Consider the following 18,560-nt stretch of genomic DNA (forward strand, 5'->3'; position numbering starts at 1 on the left):
GTTAGTTAGCAAGTGGTATTTCAAAGGAGCATCCGTGGTTGAGCAGTTGAACGAGCGACTTTCCGTCGTCGATCCCGAGGTCCAGGAGGCCATTGCCAGTGAGCTGGTCCGCCAGCAGTCAACGCTGGAAATGATCGCCTCCGAAAACTTTGCCCCGTCCGCCGTCATGGAGGCCCAGGGCTCAGTCCTGACCAACAAGTACGCGGAGGGCTACCCCGGCAAGCGTTACTACGGCGGCTGCGAGCACGTTGATGTGGTGGAGCAGCTGGCCATCGACCGGGTCAAGGCCCTTTTCGGCGCCGAGTTCGCCAACGTCCAGCCCCACTCCGGCGCGCAGGCCAACGCCGCCGCCATGTTCGCACTGCTGAACCCGGGTGACACCATCATGGGCCTGAGCCTGGCCCACGGCGGCCACCTGACGCACGGCATGAAGATCAACTTCTCCGGCAAGCTCTACAACGTGGTCCCGTACCACGTGAGTGAGTCAGACCTCCGCATCGATATGGCCGAAGTCGAAGCGCTGGCCCTCGAGCACCGGCCCAGGCTGATCGTGGCCGGCTGGTCCGCCTACTCCCGCCAGCTGGACTTCGCCGAGTTCCGCCGCATTGCGGACCTGGTGGGTGCCTACCTCATGGTGGATATGGCCCACTTCGCCGGGCTGGTGGCCGCCGGCCTGCACCCGAACCCGGTGCCGTACGCCGACGTCGTCACCACCACCACCCACAAGACCCTGGGCGGACCGCGCGGCGGCGTCATCCTCGCCAAGGAGCAGCACGCCAAGAAGATCAACAGCGCCGTCTTCCCCGGCCAGCAGGGCGGCCCGCTGGAGCACGTCATCGCCGCCAAGGCCGTGGCCTTCAAGCTCGCCGGGAGCCCCGAATTCAAGGAACGCCAGGAACGCGTCCTGGAGGGCTCCAAGCTCCTGGCCGAACGGCTCCTCCGCGACGACGTTGCCGCGGCCGGAATCTCCGTGGTCAACGGCGGAACCGACGTGCACCTGGTCCTGGTGGACCTCCGCAACTCCGAGCTGGACGGACAGCAGGCCGAGGACGCCCTGCACCGCATCGGCATCACCGTCAACCGCAACGCCGTCCCCTTCGACCCCCGCCCGCCGATGGTCTCCTCGGGACTGCGCATCGGCACGCCGGCCCTCGCCACCCGCGGCTTCGGCGCCAAGGAATTCGCCGAGGTAGCCGACATCATCGCGACGGCGCTCATCGCATCCGCGGCCAGCGGAACCCTGGGCGACAGCACCGCCGTCGAACTCCGCGCCCGCGTCACCGCCCTGGCGGAGAAGTTCCCCCTCTACCCCCACCTCAGCAACGGCACTGAAGTTGCCGCCCTTGAAGCAGACCTGATTGGAGCAGCCCAGTGAGCGCAGACCTCCTCCCCGAGCACCCGGATTTCCTCTGGCGCAACCCGGAGCCCAAGTCCTCCTACGACGCCGTGATTGTGGGCGGCGGCGGGCACGGCCTGGCAACCGCGTACTTCCTGGCCAAGAACCACGGAATGACCAACATCGCCGTCCTGGAAAAGGGCTGGCTGGCCGGCGGCAACATGGCCCGGAACACCACCATCATCCGGTCCAACTACCTCTGGGACGAGAGCGCCGCCATCTACGAGCACGCGCTCAAGCTCTGGGAAGTCCTGCCCGAGGAGCTGGAATACGACTTCCTCTTCAGCCAGCGCGGCGTCATGAACCTGGCCCACACGCTGGGCGACGTCCGTGAAAGCATGCGGCGCGTGGGCGCCAACAAGCTCAACGGCGTGGACGCCGAGTGGCTGGACCCCAAGCAGGTCAAGGAACTCTGCCCCATCCTGAACATCAGCGACAACATCCGCTACCCCGTCATGGGCGCCACCTACCAGCCCCGCGCCGGCATCGCCAAGCACGACCACGTGGCCTGGGCGTTCGCCCGCAAGTGCGACGAGATGGGCGTGGACATCATCCAGAACTGCGAAGTCACCGGCTTCGTCAAGGACGGCAACCGCGTGGTGGGCGTCAAGACCAACCGCGGCACCATCAACACCGAAAAGGTGGGCCTCGCCGCCGCCGGACACAGCTCGGTCCTGGCCGAAATGGCCGGCTTCCGGCTCCCCATCCAGTCCCACCCGCTGCAGGCGCTGGTCTCCGAACTGCACGAACCCGTCCACCCCACCGTGGTCATGTCCAACCACGTGCACGTCTACGTATCCCAGGCCCACAAGGGCGAACTGGTGATGGGCGCCGGCGTGGACTCCTACAACGGCTACGGCCAGCGCGGCTCCTTCCACGTGATCGAGCACCAGATGGCCGCCGCCGTCGAGCTCTTCCCCATCTTCGCCCGGGCCCACGTACTCAGGACCTGGGGCGGAATCGTGGACACCACGCTGGACGCCTCCCCCATCGTGGGCAACACGCCGGTGGAAAACATGTTCGTGAACTGCGGCTGGGGCACCGGCGGCTTCAAGGCCACCCCCGCGGCCGGGCTTACCTTCGCGCACAACATCGCCACGGGCTCCCCGCACAAGCTGAACAAGCCGTTTGCGCTGGAACGCTTCGAAACCGGCGCGCTGATCGACGAACACGGCGCCGCCGCCGTGGCCCACTAGCCGCCAGCGAACACTGCACTTTAGAAAGAAGACGCACATGCTGCTCATCTCCTGCCCCAACTGCGGCTCCCGTGACGAGACCGAGTTCCACTACGGCGGCCAGGCCCACGTGCCGTACCCGGAAAACCCGAACGAACTCAACGACCGCGAATGGGCCGAGTACCTGTTCTACCGGGACAACACCAAGGGCGCCTTCGCCGAGCGCTGGCTGCACAGCACCGGCTGCCGCCAGTGGTTCAACATGCTCCGCGACACCGTCACCTACGAGATCCAGGCGATCTACCCCATGGGCACGCCCCGGCCGGATGCAGCGGGCCAGGTGACCCGTGAGACCGGCACCGCCAGCCTCGCCCCGGACAGCACCACCACCGGAACCGCGGCACCCAGCACCGCTGCAACCAGCATCGCCCCAAGCACAACCTCCGCCAGCACCACCGCCCCGGAAGGAGCAACCAAGTGACTTCCCAGAACGCCCGCCTCGCCGCCGGCGGACGCATCGACCGCACCATCTCATGGCGTTTCACCGTGGACGGCGAGGAATTCACCGGCCACCCCGGCGATACCCTCGCGTCGGCCCTGATCGCCAACGGCCGGATCAGCGCCGGCAACTCCCTCTACGAGGACCGGCCCCGCGGCATCATGTCCGCCGGTGTGGAGGAATCCAACGCGATGGTGAAGATCGCTGCGCGTTTCCCCGGTGACGTGGCCGAATCCATGCTTCCGGCCACTACCGTCACCCTGGTGGACGGCCTGAAGGCGGAACTGCTCAGCGGCCTTGGCAAGCTCGACCCGGCCGAGGACCGCGCCGAGTACGACAAGAAGTACGTCCACACCGACGTCCTGGTGGTGGGCGGCGGTCCCGCCGGCCTGGCCGCGGCCCGTGAAGCGGTCCGCTCCGGCGCCCGCGTGATGCTCCTGGACGACCAGCCCGAGCTGGGCGGGTCACTCCTCTCCGGGTCCACGGCACCTGGGCTGGCCGAGACCATCGAAGGCAAGCCGGCGCTGGAATGGGTGGCGGATGTCGAAGCCGAGCTCGTCTCCGGCGCCGAGTCCACCGTCCTGAACCGCACCACGGCCTTCGGCGCGTATGACGCCAACTACGTCATCGCCGTGCAGAACCGCACCGACCACCTGTCCTCCCCCGCCGCCCCGGGCGTCTCCCGGCAGCGTATTTGGCACATCCGTGCCAACCAGGTTGTGCTGGCCCCCGGCGCCCACGAGCGCCCCCTTGTGTTCGAGAACAACGACCGCCCGGGCATCATGCTCGCATCGGCCGTCCGCAGCTACCTCAACCGCTACGCCGTCGCCGCCGGCCGGCGCGTGGTCATCAGCACCACGAATGACAGCGCCTACGCCCTGGCCGCGGACCTCCGCGCCGCCGGCGTCAAGGTCGCCGCCGTGGTGGACGCCCGTCCGCAGCTCACCCCAGTGGCCGCTGCCGCGGTAGAGGCCGGCACGCGGGTGCTGATCGGCAGCGCCGTGGCCAACACGTCTTCGCAGTCAGCGGACGGCCGCGTGGACGGCGTCACCGTCCGCAGCATTAACGACGACGGCGAGCTCACCTCGGGCGTCGAACAGATCGCCTGCGACCTCCTGGCCGTCTCCGGCGGCTGGAGCCCGCTGGTCCACCTGCACTCCCAGCGGCAGGGCAAGCTGCGCTGGGACGACGAGCTGGCCGCGTTCGTGCCCAGCACCGTGGTCCCCAACCAGCAGACCATCGGCTCGGGCCGCGGCAGCTTCGAGTTGGGCGACTGCCTCGCCGAGGGCGTCGCCGCCGGCGCTTCCGCAGCCATCGCAGCCGGTTTCAGCTCCTCAGTCGAACCCGCCCCACTCGCCGAGCCCAAGGCCTCCGCCCCCACCCGCCAGCTGTGGCTCGTCCCCGGCGAGACCGGAACCCCGGACGACTGGCACCAGCACTACGTCGACTTCCAGCGCGACCAGTCCGTGGCTGACGTGCTGCGTTCCACCGGAGCCGGCATGCGGTCCGTGGAGCACATCAAGCGGTACACCTCCATCAGCACCGCCAACGACCAGGGCAAGACCTCAGGCGTCAACGCGATCGGCGTCATCGCCGCCGCGCTCCGGACCGCCGGCGAAGCATCCCGCGGCATCGGCGACATCGGCACCACCACCTACCGCGCTCCGTTCACCCCGGTGGCATTCGCGGCACTGGCCGGACGCCAGCGCGGCGGGCTGTTCGATCCCGCCCGCAAGACCTCCATCCACCCCTGGCACGTGGCCAAGGGTGCCCTGTTCGAAGATGTAGGGCAGTGGAAGCGGCCCTGGTACTACCCGCAGGACGGGGAGGACATGGACACGGCCGTGCTGCGCGAGTGCGCTGCCGTCCGCGAATCCGTGGGCTTCATGGACGCCACCACCCTGGGCAAGATCGAAATCCGGGGCAAGGACGCCGGCGAGTTCCTCAACCGGATCTACACCAACGCCTTCAAGAAGCTCGCCCCGGGCTCGGCCCGCTACGGCGTGATGTGCATGGCGGACGGCATGATCTTCGACGACGGCGTGACCCTGCGCCTGGACGAGGAGACCTACTTCATGACCACCACCACCGGCGGCGCCGCCAAGGTGCTGGACTGGCTGGAGGAATGGCTGCAGACCGAGTGGCCGGAACTGGACGTGCACTGCACCTCGGTGACCGAACAGTGGAGCACCATTGCCGTCGTCGGACCCAAATCCCGCGCCGTCCTGGCGAAGGTGGCCCCGGAACTGGCCGCCAACGGCGGACTGGAAGCCGAAGCCTTCCCGTTCATGACCTTCCGCGAAACCACCCTGGCCTCCGGCGTCCGCGCCCGGATCTGCCGGATCTCCTTCTCCGGTGAACTTGCCTACGAGATCAACGTGCCGTCCTGGTACGGGCTGAACACCTGGGAAGCCGTGGCCGCCGCCGGGGCCGAGTTCAACATCACCCCCTACGGCACCGAAACCATGCACGTGCTCCGCGCCGAGAAGGGCTACCCGATCGTCGGCCAGGACACGGACGGCACCGTCACCCCGCAGGACGCGGGCATGGAGTGGATCGTCTCCAAGGCCAAGGACTTCATCGGCAAGCGCTCCTACGCCCGGGCCGACGGCCAGCGCGAGGACCGCAAGCACCTGGTCAGCGTGCTGCCCGTGGACGGGACGCTGCGGCTGCCCGAAGGGACCCAGCTCGTTGAAAAGGGCCGTTCCACCAATCCGGCCTACGGACCGGTCCCGATGGAAGGCTTCGTCACCTCCAGCTACCACAGCGCGGCGCTGGGCAGGTCGTTCGGCCTGGCCCTGATCAAGAACGGCCGCAACCGCATCGGCGAAACCCTCGTGGCTGCCGCCGGCGACCAGCTGGTGGACGTCGTCGTCGCCGAAACCGTACTTTTTGACCCCGAAGGGACCCGCAAAGATGGCTGAAACAGCAGCACCCGCAACCTCCTACGAGAAGAACCTCTCACTCCGCGTCAGCCCCGCCGCCCAGCTCCGCGCAGACTTTGAAACCGGCTCCGTCCCGGGCGTGGCGGAGATCAGCGAAGTGTCCTTCCTGACCATGGTGGGCCTCCGGGTCAGCCGTGACAGCGACGCCGGACAGCGCATCGCCTCCGTCACCGGCGGCCTGCCCGCAGCGTGCGGCGGCGTGGCCGGCACGGGTGATACGTCCGTGCTGTGGCTCGGGCCCCAGGAGTTCCTGGTGGTGGCACCGAGGGAAGCCCACGAATCCCTCGGCGGCAGCCTGATCCAGGCGCTCCGCGAAGCGCTCGGGGACGGCGAAGGCCAGGTGGTGGACCTCTCCGCCAACCGCACCACGTTCGAACTCACCGGCCCCCGGGCCCGCGCCGTCCTGGAGAAAGGCTGCTCGCTGGACCTGCACCCGCGCGTGCTGAAGGCCGGAACGGCGCTCTCCACGGAGGTCGGCAACATCCCGGTGGTCCTGTGGAAGACCGGCGACCAGAGCTACCGGATTTTCCCCCGCGCCTCGTTCGCCGATTTCCTGGGCCGCTGGCTCCTGGACGCCATGCGCGAGTACGCATCCCCTGAGGTCCCCTAAATGGCACTCAGCGTCCTGGACCTGTTCACCGTTGGCATCGGGCCGTCGTCGTCACACACGGTCGGCCCGATGCGGGCGGCGAAGCTGTTCGCCGACGGGCTCAAGGGCGACGGGCTCCTGAGCTCCACCCGGCGCGTGCAGGCCGAACTGTTCGGCTCGCTGGGCGCCACGGGGCGGGGCCACGGCTCGGACAAGGCCGTGGTCCTGGGCTTCAAGGGCCTGGACCCCGAAACCGTGGATACGTCGACGGCCGATGACCAGGTGGCTGCGGCCGCCCTCGACGCCGAACTGTGGCTGGGCGGCGACCACCGGGTGGACTTCAACTGGGACGAGGACGTGGTCCTCCACCGGCGGAAGTCCCTCCCGGCCCACCCCAACGGCATGACCTTCCGGGCCCTGGACCACTCCGGGGCTGTCCTCAGCGAACGGAGCTTCTACTCGATTGGCGGCGGCTTCGTGGTGGACGGGGATGCCGACGCCGGCGACCGCGTGGTCGCTGACGCCACGGTCCTCCCCTACCCCTTCAGCACGGCGGACGAGCTCCTGGCGATCTGCAGCCGCGAAGGCATGTCCATCTCGGACGTCATGCTCGCCAACGAACTCGTTTGGCGGACCGAAGCGGAGCTGCGGGAGGAACTGCTGAAGCTCTGGGCCGTCATGCGCGAATGCGTGGACAACGGCTGCGCCGCGGAAGGAATCCTTCCGGGCGGCCTCAACGTCCGCCGCCGCGCGCCGTCGTTGTTCCAGACCCTGACGGCGGACACCGGCGTGACCGATCCGCTGCGGGCCATGGAGTGGGTGAACCTGTTCGCCCTCGCCGTGAACGAGGAGAACGCAGCCGGCGGCCGGATCGTCACCGCGCCCACCAACGGCGCGGCGGGCATCGTCCCGGCGGTGCTGCACTACTACGTGAAGTTCGTCCCCGGCGCCAACGACGACGGCGTGGTCCGCTTCCTGCTGGCGGCGGCCGCCGTCGGAATCCTCTTCAAGATCAACGCCTCCATCTCCGGCGCCGAGGTGGGCTGCCAGGGTGAAGTGGGTTCCGCCTGCTCCATGGCAGCCGCCGGGCTCTGCGAAGTGCTGGGCGGAACGCCGGCGCAGGTGGAGAACGCCGCCGAGGTGGGCATTGAACACAATCTGGGCCTGACGTGCGATCCGGTGGGCGGGCTGGTGCAGATCCCCTGCATCGAGCGCAACGCCATCGCCAGCGTCAAGGCCATCAACGCCGCCCGCCTTGCCCTGCACGGCGACGGCAGCCACAAGGTATCCCTGGACAAAGCCATCAAGACGATGCGCGAGACGGGCGCCGACATGAAAACCAAGTACAAGGAAACCTCCCGAGGAGGACTCGCCGTGAATGTGATCGAGTGCTGAGCCATGACTGCCATTGAGACTGAAACTTCCCGTTCCGCGCCGGTGACCACGGTGGAGCATGTCCTGACGCTGGACTGCCAGGAGTCGCCGGGCATCGTCCACGCTGTGTCCGGCTTCCTGCTGGAGCACGGCTGCGACATCATCGACAACCAGCAGTTCGGCGAGCGTTCCGAGAAGCACTTCTTTATGCGGGTGCATTTCGTGTCCGACGGCGATGCCTCCACCGTGGACACCCTGCGGACCGCGTTCGGTCCCGTTGCGGAGAAGTTTGGGATGCGCTGGCGGCTGGAGCCGCACGGCTCCAAGCGGCGCGTGCTGATCATGGTGTCCAAGTTCGGGCACTGCCTCAACGACCTCCTGTTCCGGGCGCGGATCGGCGAACTGCCGGTGGACGTGGTGGCCGTGGTGTCCAACCATACGGACCACCAGGCTTTGGTGGAGTGGCACGGGATCCCGTTCTTCCACGTGCCCGTCACCGCCGACACCAAGCCTGCGGCAGAGGCGCGACTGCTGGAGCTGGTGGACGAGTTCGATGTGGAACTTGTGGTGCTTGCCCGGTACATGCAGGTGCTCAGTGACAACCTGACCCGCAAACTCGACGGGAAGGCCATCAACATCCACCACTCGTTCCTGCCCAGCTTCAAGGGCGCCAAGCCCTACCACCAGGCCTACGCCCGGGGCGTCAAAACCGTCGGCGCCACGGCGCACTACGTCAACAGCGAGCTGGACGAGGGTCCGATCATCTCCCAGCAGACCGTGGAGGTGGACCACACCTACGGGCCCGAGGACCTGGTTGCGGCCGGCCGCGACACCGAGTGCAAGGCCCTGTCCAACGCGGTCCGCTGGCACTGCGAGGGCCGGGTCATCCTGCAGGGCAACCGCACGGTGGTCCTCCGCTGACCCGCCCTCCCCATCCGATCCTCTCTCACTTAATGCGGGGTTCCGGGCGATCCTCTCTCACTTAACGCGGGTTTTGACGGGACGCTCTCTCACATTGAACTGGTCCCCGGAAGTTGGACTGGCCAAATAGGATCCTAAGCTGCGAGGGCCTGGGCACGGTATTGGACCGGGCTCAGGCCCTTGAGCTTTGTTGAGATTCTTTTGGTGTTGTACCAGTGGATGTATTCCTCGACGGCGGTTGCCAGGGCGTCGGTGTTGAGGAACCGGACGCGGTGGAAGAATTCTGACTTGAGGTGGCCGAAGAAGTTCTCCATGACCGCGTTGTCGTAGCAATTTCCCTTGCGGGACATTGATTGGACCGCGCCGGCGCCCGCGATCAGGGTGCGCCAGGAGGCGTGCCGGTATTGGAAGCCTTGGTCCGAGTGCACCAGCGGTTGCTGACCGGGCTGCAGGCAGGTCAGGGCCTCACGCAGGGAATCGTTGGTGAGCGCAAGGTTCGGGGATGAGCCCAGCGAGTAGGAAATGATCTGCCGGTCGAAGAGGTCCATGACCGGTGAGAGGTAGAGCTTCCGGTCCCCGACGCTGAATTCCGTCACATCAGTTACCCACTTCTGGTTCGGTGCATCAGCGTCGAACTCGCGGTTCAGCACGTTGGGCGCGACCGCGCCCTGTTCGCCTTGGTAGGAGTTGTAGCGCTTCCGGCGCCGGACCTTGCAGACCAGCCCGAGTTCCTGCATCAGCTTCAGCACAGTCTTCTTCGCGACCGTCCACCCTTGTTTGACCAGCTCGCTGTGGATGCGGCGGTGCCCGTACCGGCCATGGTTCGTTTCGAAGATCTCCGTGACCGCGGCTTTGAGTTTCTCTGTCGGGTCCGGCGCCTGCAGCCGGGGCTGGTGATAGAAGAACGTGGACCTGGCCAGCCCGGCGATGTCCAGCAGGACACCAAGCGGATAGTCAGCCTTGAGGGAAACGACGGCTTGAACCTTTACCGTCGTCCCTGTTCCCTCAAGGCCCGCAGTTTTCCCAGGTACGCCACCTCAGCGCGCAGCCGTTCGTTCTCCCGCCGCAACCGCTCAAGCTCGGGCAAATCCGCAGGCGGCGGGGAATCGGGTTTCCGCGGCCGGCCTTTGGGCTTCGGCCGCAACCCGTCCTCGCCTTCGAGCCGGTACGCCCGGACCCACTTTTGCAGCAGCTCACGGGAGGCCAGACCTGCCTCGACTGCCAGATCCGGGCCGGACTCGCCCGCGAGGAAGCGCTCGACCAGGGCACGTTTGAACTCAAACGAGTACGACCTCACCGCCCTGCCCACCAGCACTGCTTGCCCATGAATCCTCCACCGCCCATACAGTGCCCTGACCGGCACACGAGGCGCATCCAGCACCCGGGCCGCCGACCCATACCCGACACCCTTCTCAAACAACGCTACAGCCGCCTCGCGCTGCGCCTCAGACAATGAACTACGTGCATGCATAAAACTGCTCCCCGGAAGTCGGAACTGAATTTCTCAGTCCAACTTCCGGGGAGCAGTTCACATTCGGGGAGCATTGCCGTAGCTATTCCTGGAGCCCCCATACCGGCAGGGGATCGAGGACTACAGTGGATGCATGGCTGCCAGCCGCAATCCGCTCGACGACCTGCGCGAAACCATCGGCCGCCTGGCCGATCAGATCAAGCTGCCCGGTTCTGAGCGCGTCGACGACCTGGTCGGCGATCTCATCACTGCAAGGCCCGGGCCGGCCCGGGCCTTGTCGGAAGTGCAGGCCGAGCTCGACGCGCTGGTCGGACTGGAGACAGTGAAGGAACAGGTGCGGGCGCTCGTCGCACTGCTCCAGGTCCAGGCCCGCCGTAAGGCGCACGGCCTGCCGGAGGTGGCCACGTCACAGCATCTTGTGTTCCTCGGAAACCCGGGCACGGGCAAGACCACCGTGGCACGGCTCCTGGCCGAGATGTACCGCGCGGTCGGTCTGCTGCAGAAAGGCCATCTGGTCGAGGTGGACCGTTCGGGGCTGGTGGGGCAGTACGTCGGCACGACCGCCATCAAGACGGACCGGGTGATCCGGCGTGCGCTGGACGGCGTCCTGTTCATCGACGAGGCCTACGCCCTGGCCCCGGAGGACGGCCGGATGGACTTCGGCCCCGAGGCGATCGAGGTCCTGCTGAAGCGGATGGAGGACCACCGCCACCGCCTGGTCGTGATCGTGGCCGGGTACCCGCGGCTGATGGAGTCCTTCCTGCTTTCGAACCCCGGACTGCGCTCCCGGTTCGCCCGCGAAATCACGTTCCCCGATTACTCCGTCGACGCCCTCCAGACGATCTTCCACCGGATGCTGGCCCAGCACGAGTACAGGCTGGAGCCGGGTGCGGACCAGATGCTGCGCCGCATCTTCACCGGGCTCCACGCGGGCGAGGACTCCGGCAACGCACGGTTCGCCCGCACGCTGTTCGAGCAGGCGCTCAACCGTCAGGCGCTGCGGCTGTCGCGCGACGAGGAACAAAGTCTCGACGCGCTCGATCGTGAGGCCGTCATGACGCTCACCGCGGACGACATCGTCGAGGCCGCACTGGCCTTGGGCGAGGAGCCGGAACCGGAACCGACGCCGGTACCGGAGCAGCCACGCTGGTGGCGCTGGCTGGTCTGATCCCATCTGCGGCGGCAGTGCGGCTGTCAGGCGAACCCGGATGCCTGGGGGTGGTCAAGCCAACTGTTCCGAAGGGCCCGTTTGATCCGCTGTACTGCGCGCTGAAATTCGTCCGCAAGATCATCCTTATCGAAGACCAGGACGGTCCAGCCGGCGGATTCGAAGGCCTTATCCCGTCTCCTGTCACTGAGGATCTGCGCCTCCCCGAGGTGATGTCCGCCGTCGTACTGGATCGCAAGGCGGCGATGACGGTAGCCGAGATCGGCCGACGGCGACCGCGTGTCTCCGGCGCGCAACGGCACCTGGAGTCCGGGCTCCGGCAGCCCGGCGTCAGCGATGGCCAAGCGAAGCAGCGATTCGGGCGCGGAGTCGGCACCCACCCGCATCAGATCCAACGCTTCACGGGCGCGGACGATGCCCTGCAGATTAGGGTGGCGGCCCACCAGCATCCGAAGGCCCGCAATGGTGTCATAGGGCTCCGTCCTCCCCTCGAAATCCACCCGCGGGATGCGGACCAGCTGGTCACCCATGCTGACCAGGTCATGGAGCGGCAGCACGCGTGCCAAGTCGAGCCAGGTGCGGGACCGCGTGCTCAGGCGGATGCCGTCGACAAGTTCGATCTCATCTTCGCGTGCCAGCACGGTATGGCCGAACACGCCCTTCCGGCGAACTGATGGCAGCGAACGCGGCTTGCTGAGGTGCAACTCCGTGGAATCGGCAAGCCACGGAGGCAATACCAGACATCGAAGCCGGGCCGCGGTCACATGGGAGATCCAGGCTCCCGGCGACGCGGCGGACAACACCCTGGCCGCGCCCTCCAAATCAAAGTCCCAGGCCGCAGGACGGTACAGGCCGCGGCCCACGTTGACCACATCCTTGCGGCGAAGCCTGCTTAGCGGGACGCCGGAAGCCATGGCTGAGCTGAAGGTGAAGGGAGCTGTTGCCAACGGCAGGGGCAGAACTTGCTTTCGCATGCTGGCATTGTGCCCCTATACGGCAGCACGCTGCAGAAGTTATCCACAGGGCTGCCGTCGGGGTGCTGGAGGTGAAAGAGGGATGCCCGAAAACCCGCATCAAGTGAGAGAGGATCGCCGGAAAACCGACATTAAGTGGGAGAGCGTCCTACTTGGGCTGGAGGGCGGCGAGGCGGGTGGCCAGGTGCAGGGCAGCGAGGCGGCCGGTGCCGCGGGGATCCCCGCCGCACAGGGAGAAGATGCGCTGCATTCGCTGGTGCATGGACTGCCGTTCAAGATGAAGGTCCCGCGCGGCCTGCGCAGTGTTGCAGCCGGAATCCAGCCAGACCCGCAGCGTCTCCACCAGCTGTGAGTGCCGCTGGGCGTCGTGCTCAAGAACGGCGCCCAGTTGCTGGCCGATGAAATCCCGCCGAACGGGCTCATCCATTGACTGGACCGCCAGGCGCTCCACGGCGAACGCCTGGGCGTCAAACACCCGCCGGGGAGAGATCGCTCCTGACCTCCCGCGCCCGACGTCGGCAGCAAGTTCCAGCGTGAGCCTCGCCTCGGACAGGGACCACGGGGCGGCCGCTATCCCCGACGCGGCGGGGCCGACGGCACTGACAGTCCCCTCGGGCACGTCCAGCGACTGCAGGCCGTCCACGATCTTCTGGCGTTCCACATGAGGATTGGCGGAACGGAGGACAGCCAAGGCGAGAAGCTCCGCGTTGTCCGCGTAGCTGGCGCTGTACTGCCCGCCCGGGTCCAAAAGGTGCTCCACGCTTCTCCGAAGCTCCTTGGAGGCTGGAGAACGGACAACCACTGCCACCACCCGCGCAGACACTGGAATTCCGGCGGCCGGACCCAGCTCCTGGAGCCGCCAGTTCTGCTTGCCGGAATCTATCGCCCGGATCAGGGCCGCGCCCGCCAGCTCCTTCAGCCCGGGAGGCATCCGCTGCAAAAGGGCCAGGGAAAGAATATCCACGGACCGGTTCCCGGCGATCCTCGCCAGGTTCACATCCGCGTCCTCGCGGACATGCAGGGTCAGCCGGGCAGATGGGATCCCACGCACCGGAACCTCGACGTGGACGGTTCTTTGGTGGTCCCGGGCTTCGTCCGCCGAAGCGACGTGCGCAGGTGCATCGGTGCCCCCTGCAGGTTCGGCGCTGGCCAAGGTGATCCCGGCTGTGGAAATCAACTCCACTTCCGCGCCCGTTGCAGCAGCAAGGACGCCCAGAATCCTGTCCAGGCTACTCCCGTGGGCGAGCTCCACCGCCATGGCGTGGCTGGCCTGGTCGGCCTGCTGCAACTGGGCGGCCGACTGGCTGACGAGCTGGGAGTTGATGGCCTCCATGACCGCCACGAAAGGGACCACGCGGCGCAGCTCGATCAACGGAAGGCCGGCTTCCTCGGCTGCGGAAACCATCGAGGAGGGGATGGAAGGCAGGACGCTTCCCGTCTCGACGGCGAGCGCCGCCACCCCGCGCCCGGCAAGGTCCCGAATGTAGCCCGTCCGGCGCTCATCGGAGGCCGCGGCTAGGGCTTGGCCGCCCGTAAGCAGCAGTTCACCGCCTCCGAGCAGCGAAGCGATGTCCAGGACTTCGCTTGAGTGGACCCAGCGGAGCTGCGTGCGGGGAACAGCGCCGGCCGCAGCCCGGACCACCGGTTCGGCAGCAGTGAGGGTGGGATGTTTCAACACATCCTCCAAGCGGACCGGCATGACACTCCGTCGCGTTTAATCGGAAACCTAAAGACACATTGTAGATGGTGCGTGTGGCGCCCGACACATAATCTTGGAGAACTCCCATCCCCTCAACGAAGAGGCTTCGATGCAACAACAACCCACAACGCCAGGAATCGAGCAGTCCGTCCACGCGGAAGACGTCGAAGCCTGGCTCCAGCCAATCCCCGAGTCCCAGCGCACACGCAAAGTTTCAGGCCAGTTCTGGATCTGGGCGGGTGCCAACCTCGCACCGATCAACTGGGTATTGGGTGCCCTCGGAATCCACCTGGGGCTGGGTTTCGCGGACACCGTGACCGTCCTGGTGCTGGGCAACCTGATCGGCATGCTGCTCTTCGGTTGCTTCGTCCTCCTCGGCCAGAAGACCGGAGCCACCGGCATGGTCCTGGCCCGCGCGGCGTTCGGCCGGCGGGGCAACTACCTCCCGGCAGCCATCCAGGCACTCCTGGTCATCGGCTGGTGCGCGGTGAACACCTGGATCATCCTGGACCTGGTCATGGCGCTCTTCGGAACGCTCGGCTGGGTGGATCCCACAGCCCATAACTACGGCTGGAAGATCGGCGTGGCCACAGCCATCATGGCCGCCCAGGTAGCCATTGCCTGGTTCGGCTACAAGGCAATTGCCGCCTTCGAAAAGTGGACAGTACCGCCCACCATCATCATCCTGGCGGTCATGTCCGCCGTGGCCTGGTTCGGCATGAAGATCGACTGGGGCTACGCCGGCCCCGCAGGCAACATCCTGGAAGGTTCCGAGCGGATCGCCGCCATGAGCGCCGTCATGACCGCCATCGGCATCGGCTGGGGGATCACCTGGTTCACCTACGCCGCGGATTACTCCCGCTTCGTGAGCACCGAAGTGCCCAAAAAGAAGGTCTACCTCGCATCAGTCCTGGGCCAGTTCATTCCCGTCGTCTGGCTGGGCATCCTGGGTGCGAGCCTGGCCACCAACAGCGGCGAAATCGATCCCGGAAAGCTGATCGTCCAGAACTTCGGGGTCCTCGCCCTGCCGGTGCTGCTGATGGTGCTGCACGGCCCCATCGCCACGAACATCCTGAACATCTACACCTTCTCGGTGGCCACCCAGGCGCTGGACATCACTATCAGCCGCCGCAAGCTCAACCTGTTCGTCGGCGTCTTCTCACTCGCCGCCGTCGTCTTCTTCATCTTCCAGGAGGACTTCGCCGCAGTCCTCGACGCGTGGCTCATCGGCCTGGTGGCCTGGGTGGCTGCCTGGGGCGGCGTGATGCTGGTGCACTACTTCTGGATCGACAAGCGCTGGCCCGGCAACCCCGAAAGACTGTTCGACGGCGTCGGCACCAGGCGGCTCCCCGGCGTCAACTGGGCGGGAGTGACGTCCCTCCTGGTAGGCATCTTCGCCACCTGGCTGTTCATGTACGGGCTCGTTCCCGCGATGCAGGGCCCCATGGCCGTGGCCCTGGGCGGCTGGGACCTCTCCTGGCTGGCCGGCGGCCTTGCAAGCGCCGCCAGCTACGCCATCCTGGGCCCGAAGGTGCACCGCAGGTTCATTGAGCAGGCTCCGTCCACAACTGCCGCCCACCATCTGCCCACCGAACTGACAGGCGCCGCGGCCCAGCCCGGCACGCCCGCAGCCCTCTGAAACGCAGGATCCCACCATGACTGAAGCATTCCCCGACTCCGCCCACCCGATCACCTGGCCCGAGGGCAAGCGTGCCGCAGCATCCTTCACGTTCGATGTCGACGCAGAATCCTGCACCATCTCCCACGATCCCAAGAGCACAAGCCGCATGTCCCTGATGACCCACCAGTCGTACGGACCCAAGGTTGCCGTCCCGCGGCTGCTGCAGATCCTCCAGCGGCAGGACATCCGCGCCACGTTCTTCGTCCCCGGCTTCACGGCCGAGTGCTATCCGGATACCGTCCGGCGGATCGTGGACGCGGGACATGAGGTGGCCCACCATGGCTACCTGCACGAGCCCATGAAGGGCATCAGCGCCGAGGCGGAGGCGCGGTACATCGACCGCGGGCTCGAGGCGCTGGCCAAGGCCGCCGGAGTGGAGCCGGCAGGCTACCGGGCGCCGTGGTGGGAACTGAACTGGCACTCCGCCGGCCTCCTGGCGGACCGCGGGTTCCTCTACGATTCAAGCCTGCTCGACGGCGACGCCCCCTACCGCTTCAGCGTCGCCCCGGGTGACAGCAGGGATATCGTGGAGATTCCCGTCGACTGGGCGCTGGACGACTGGGAGCAGTACGCCTTCTACCCGGGCGTGACAGGCAGCGGCGTCATTGAGAGCCCCGCGAAGGTCCTGGAGATGTGGACGCTGGAGGCCGAGGCCCACCACGCGCAGGGCAGCTGCTTTGTCCTCACCAACCATCCCTTCATCTCCGGCCGGCCCTCCAAGGCGGCAGCCCTGGAACGGCTGATCGAACGGGTCAAGGGCCTGGACGGCATGTGGGTGGCCACCATGGAGGAGATCGCCGAGCACACCCGCCGGACAGTCCGGGAGGTCCACACCCACGCCCGGATCGAGGTGCCGGGCTTCCCCGACACCGGCGCCAGGTTCACGCCGTCGGCCGTCCGCGAGTCGTGGCCGGTGGCTGCCGCCGGCTGAAGCCGCACAGAGCCGGACCGCTATGAGGAGTGGCCGCCGCCCGCCAGGGGCAGCGGCCATTCCTCCTGTGCAGGACGGCACTTAAAGGGCGCTGACGTGGGACGACTAAGTGATGGTTGACTCTCCTCCCCGCCAGGCCGAAGCTTTGGGAATGACAAACGAACCCGAAGTGCGGGCCCTCATGGCTGTTGTCGACCGGCTGGCGGAGCGCTTCCCCGAGGAACCGCGCTCCGTCATCGAAAACGTGGTCGCCGAAGAACACCGCGTCCTCGATGACGGCCCTATCCGGGATTACGTGCCGGTCCTCGTGGAACGGGCTGCGAGGCTCCGGCTGACCCAGCATTAGCGGACCTCGCCCCATCGGCACTCCACTCGAGTCGGGAGCAGGTTGAACCGCCCCCGCGGCCGGGAGTCCGTTTCTAGGCCGTCTGCCGGTGATGATCCGTTGACCGCATGCGGACCGCCACCACGACGCCGGACGCCCCTGTGACAGCGCCGACGACCGCGACTGCCGCGGGGATCCCGTAGGTGTCGGCGAGGACGCCGGCAAGGAGGGCTCCGACGGCGAAGCCGCCGTCGCGCCACAAACGGTAGATTCCCACTGAGCGAGCACGCCATTCCGGGTGTGCGACGTCGCTGACGGCGGCGAGCAGGGTCGGGTACACCATGGCCGTTCCGGCCCCGAGGAGAACGACGGCGGCAAGCCAGATCCCGAAGTCCCGGCCGACGGCGATCATCGCCAAGGCGACAGCCTGCAGGAGCATACCGCCGACAATCAGCCATTTGCGGCCGTATTTGTCCGACAGTGCCCCGGTGACGAGCTGGCCTGCGCCCCAGACCGCAGGGTAGACGGCGGCAAGGATGCCGATCTTCTCGATCGTGAGTCCCGCGGCGGCGAACAGGACGGGGAAGAGTCCCCAGGCGAGGCCGTCGTTGAGGTTGTTGACCAAGCCGGCCTGGCTGACCGAAGACAGGGATCTGTCCCGGAAGCTGGTCAGGGTGAAGATTTCCCGGTTGCTCAGCCTCCCGTGGGCGCCGGCATGGGCGGAAACGTGGTTCGCGGCCTCCAGCCGGGCGTGGTCCCGGGTTTCCTTCACAGCAAAGACCGAGAGGCCCAGGCCCAGGGCAATGTAGGCGGCGCCGAGCAGGAATGGACCCGGCCTCAGCCCGTAAGCGGCGGCGATGTACCCGGTGGCCAGTGCGGTGGCGGCCACGCCGAGATAGCCCGCCGCTTCGTTCAAGCCCATGGCAAAGCCGCGCCGGGACGGTCCGACGAGGTCCATTTTCATCACGACGGCGGTGGACCAGGTCAGGCCCTGGCTGACGCCCAGGATCACGTTGGCCGCGACGATCCACGCCCAAGAGGTTCCGAATATGAGCATCAGCGGCACCGGCAGCGCGACAAGCCAGCCGGCGACCAGGACCGGTTTGCGGCCGTAGCGGTCCGAGAGGGTGCCGGCGAAGTAGTTGGTGCCGGCCTTGGCCACGCCGAACGCCAGGATGTAGGTGAGCGCGGAGGTATAGAGGTCCAGATGGAAGACCTGCCCTGCCAGCAGCGGAAGCACCGTGCGCTCCTGGCCGAGGGTGCCGCCAACAAGGGCGTTGACGGCGACCAGGAGCATGAACTGGGCCAGGTTCTGCCGCAGGCCCAGCGTGGTCACGTCCCGGATGCCCATGGCGCACGGTCCTTCCGTGCCGGTGGTGAACCGGCAATAGGCTGGCATTCCAAGAAAACGT

Annotated in this window: 16 protein-coding genes; 11 read left to right on the forward strand and 5 right to left on the reverse strand. The window is 67.0% G+C overall.

Going from position 1 to position 18,560, the window contains the following annotated elements; translation table 11 throughout:
- The first annotated feature begins 34 nt into the window (after positions 1-34).
- From glyA to purU, 7 genes are read left to right on the forward strand one after another with little or no spacing between them, the layout of a single operon-like run.
- Positions 35-1,375: a serine hydroxymethyltransferase gene (gene glyA / locus GK109_RS09020; RefSeq protein WP_370460485.1), complete on the forward strand. Its 1,341-nt coding sequence runs from the start codon at positions 35-37 to the stop codon at positions 1,373-1,375.
- A complete protein-coding gene (locus tag GK109_RS09025) occupies positions 1,372-2,592 on the forward strand; it encodes a sarcosine oxidase subunit beta family protein (RefSeq protein WP_321214995.1) in 1,221 nt (406 codons plus the stop codon). Before glyA ends, GK109_RS09025 begins: the two co-directional genes overlap by 4 nt.
- Positions 2,593-2,629: 37 nt before the next feature.
- A complete protein-coding gene (locus GK109_RS09030; protein ID WP_157239897.1) occupies positions 2,630-3,052 on the forward strand; it encodes a sarcosine oxidase subunit delta in 423 nt (140 codons plus the stop codon).
- Positions 3,049-5,994, forward strand: coding sequence for a sarcosine oxidase subunit alpha family protein (locus GK109_RS09035; protein WP_370460486.1), 2,946 nt, complete (start codon positions 3,049-3,051; stop codon positions 5,992-5,994). The genes GK109_RS09030 and GK109_RS09035 overlap by 4 nt, the downstream gene beginning before the upstream one ends.
- Positions 5,987-6,625, forward strand: coding sequence for a sarcosine oxidase subunit gamma (locus tag GK109_RS09040; RefSeq protein ID WP_157239899.1), 639 nt, complete (start codon positions 5,987-5,989; stop codon positions 6,623-6,625). Before GK109_RS09035 ends, GK109_RS09040 begins: the two co-directional genes overlap by 8 nt.
- Positions 6,626-7,999, forward strand: coding sequence for an L-serine ammonia-lyase (locus tag GK109_RS09045; protein WP_157239901.1), 1,374 nt, complete (start codon positions 6,626-6,628; stop codon positions 7,997-7,999).
- Positions 8,000-8,002: 3 nt separating this feature from the next.
- Positions 8,003-8,899, forward strand: coding sequence for a formyltetrahydrofolate deformylase (purU, locus tag GK109_RS09050; protein ID WP_157239903.1), 897 nt, complete (start codon positions 8,003-8,005; stop codon positions 8,897-8,899).
- A gap of 134 nt (positions 8,900-9,033) precedes the next feature.
- Here the strand turns inward: purU and GK109_RS09055 are convergent, their stop codons facing one another.
- Positions 9,034-9,837, reverse strand: coding sequence for an IS3 family transposase (locus tag GK109_RS09055; RefSeq protein WP_370460774.1), 804 nt, complete (start codon positions 9,835-9,837; stop codon positions 9,034-9,036).
- 47 nt (positions 9,838-9,884) lie between these two features.
- On the reverse strand, positions 9,885-10,208 hold the full coding sequence (locus GK109_RS22355) for a helix-turn-helix domain-containing protein (RefSeq protein ID WP_370460487.1): 324 nt from the start codon (positions 10,206-10,208) through the stop codon (positions 9,885-9,887).
- A 295-nt stretch (positions 10,209-10,503) separates the two neighbouring features.
- On the opposite strand from GK109_RS22355, the gene GK109_RS09060 reads away from it, so the two are divergent.
- The gene (locus GK109_RS09060; protein WP_157239905.1) at positions 10,504-11,538 is read left to right on the forward strand and encodes an AAA family ATPase; all 1,035 of its coding nucleotides are present in this window, start codon (positions 10,504-10,506) and stop codon (positions 11,536-11,538) included.
- A gap of 26 nt (positions 11,539-11,564) precedes the next feature.
- Here GK109_RS09060 and GK109_RS09065 read toward each other — a convergent pair whose 3' ends face one another.
- Positions 11,565-12,512, reverse strand: coding sequence for a DUF559 domain-containing protein (locus GK109_RS09065; protein ID WP_157239907.1), 948 nt, complete (start codon positions 12,510-12,512; stop codon positions 11,565-11,567).
- A gap of 148 nt (positions 12,513-12,660) precedes the next feature.
- Positions 12,661-14,211 (reverse strand): PucR family transcriptional regulator, encoded by a 1,551-nt coding sequence (locus tag GK109_RS09070; RefSeq protein WP_157239909.1) that lies wholly within the window; start codon positions 14,209-14,211, stop codon positions 12,661-12,663.
- A gap of 109 nt (positions 14,212-14,320) precedes the next feature.
- Between GK109_RS09070 and GK109_RS09075 the strand changes: the two genes are divergently transcribed.
- The 3 genes from GK109_RS09075 (at position 14,321) to GK109_RS09085 (ending at position 17,169) form a co-directional block, all read left to right on the forward strand.
- Positions 14,321-15,850, forward strand: coding sequence for a cytosine permease (locus tag GK109_RS09075; protein ID WP_157239910.1), 1,530 nt, complete (start codon positions 14,321-14,323; stop codon positions 15,848-15,850).
- 16 nt (positions 15,851-15,866) lie between these two features.
- Positions 15,867-16,823 carry a polysaccharide deacetylase gene (locus GK109_RS09080; RefSeq protein ID WP_157239912.1) on the forward strand — a complete coding sequence of 319 codons (957 nt, stop codon included), beginning with the start codon at positions 15,867-15,869 and terminating at the stop codon, positions 16,821-16,823.
- A gap of 151 nt (positions 16,824-16,974) precedes the next feature.
- A complete protein-coding gene (locus GK109_RS09085; protein ID WP_157239914.1) occupies positions 16,975-17,169 on the forward strand; it encodes a three-helix bundle dimerization domain-containing protein in 195 nt (64 codons plus the stop codon).
- Positions 17,170-17,242: 73 nt separating this feature from the next.
- Here GK109_RS09085 and GK109_RS09090 read toward each other — a convergent pair whose 3' ends face one another.
- Positions 17,243-18,499: an MFS transporter gene (locus GK109_RS09090; protein WP_231754831.1), complete on the reverse strand. Its 1,257-nt coding sequence runs from the start codon at positions 18,497-18,499 to the stop codon at positions 17,243-17,245.
- Positions 18,500-18,560 lie beyond the last annotated feature (61 nt).

It is taken from the genome of Pseudarthrobacter sp. GA104, from assembly GCF_009741265.1.
Classification (GTDB): domain Bacteria; phylum Actinomycetota; class Actinomycetes; order Actinomycetales; family Micrococcaceae; genus Arthrobacter.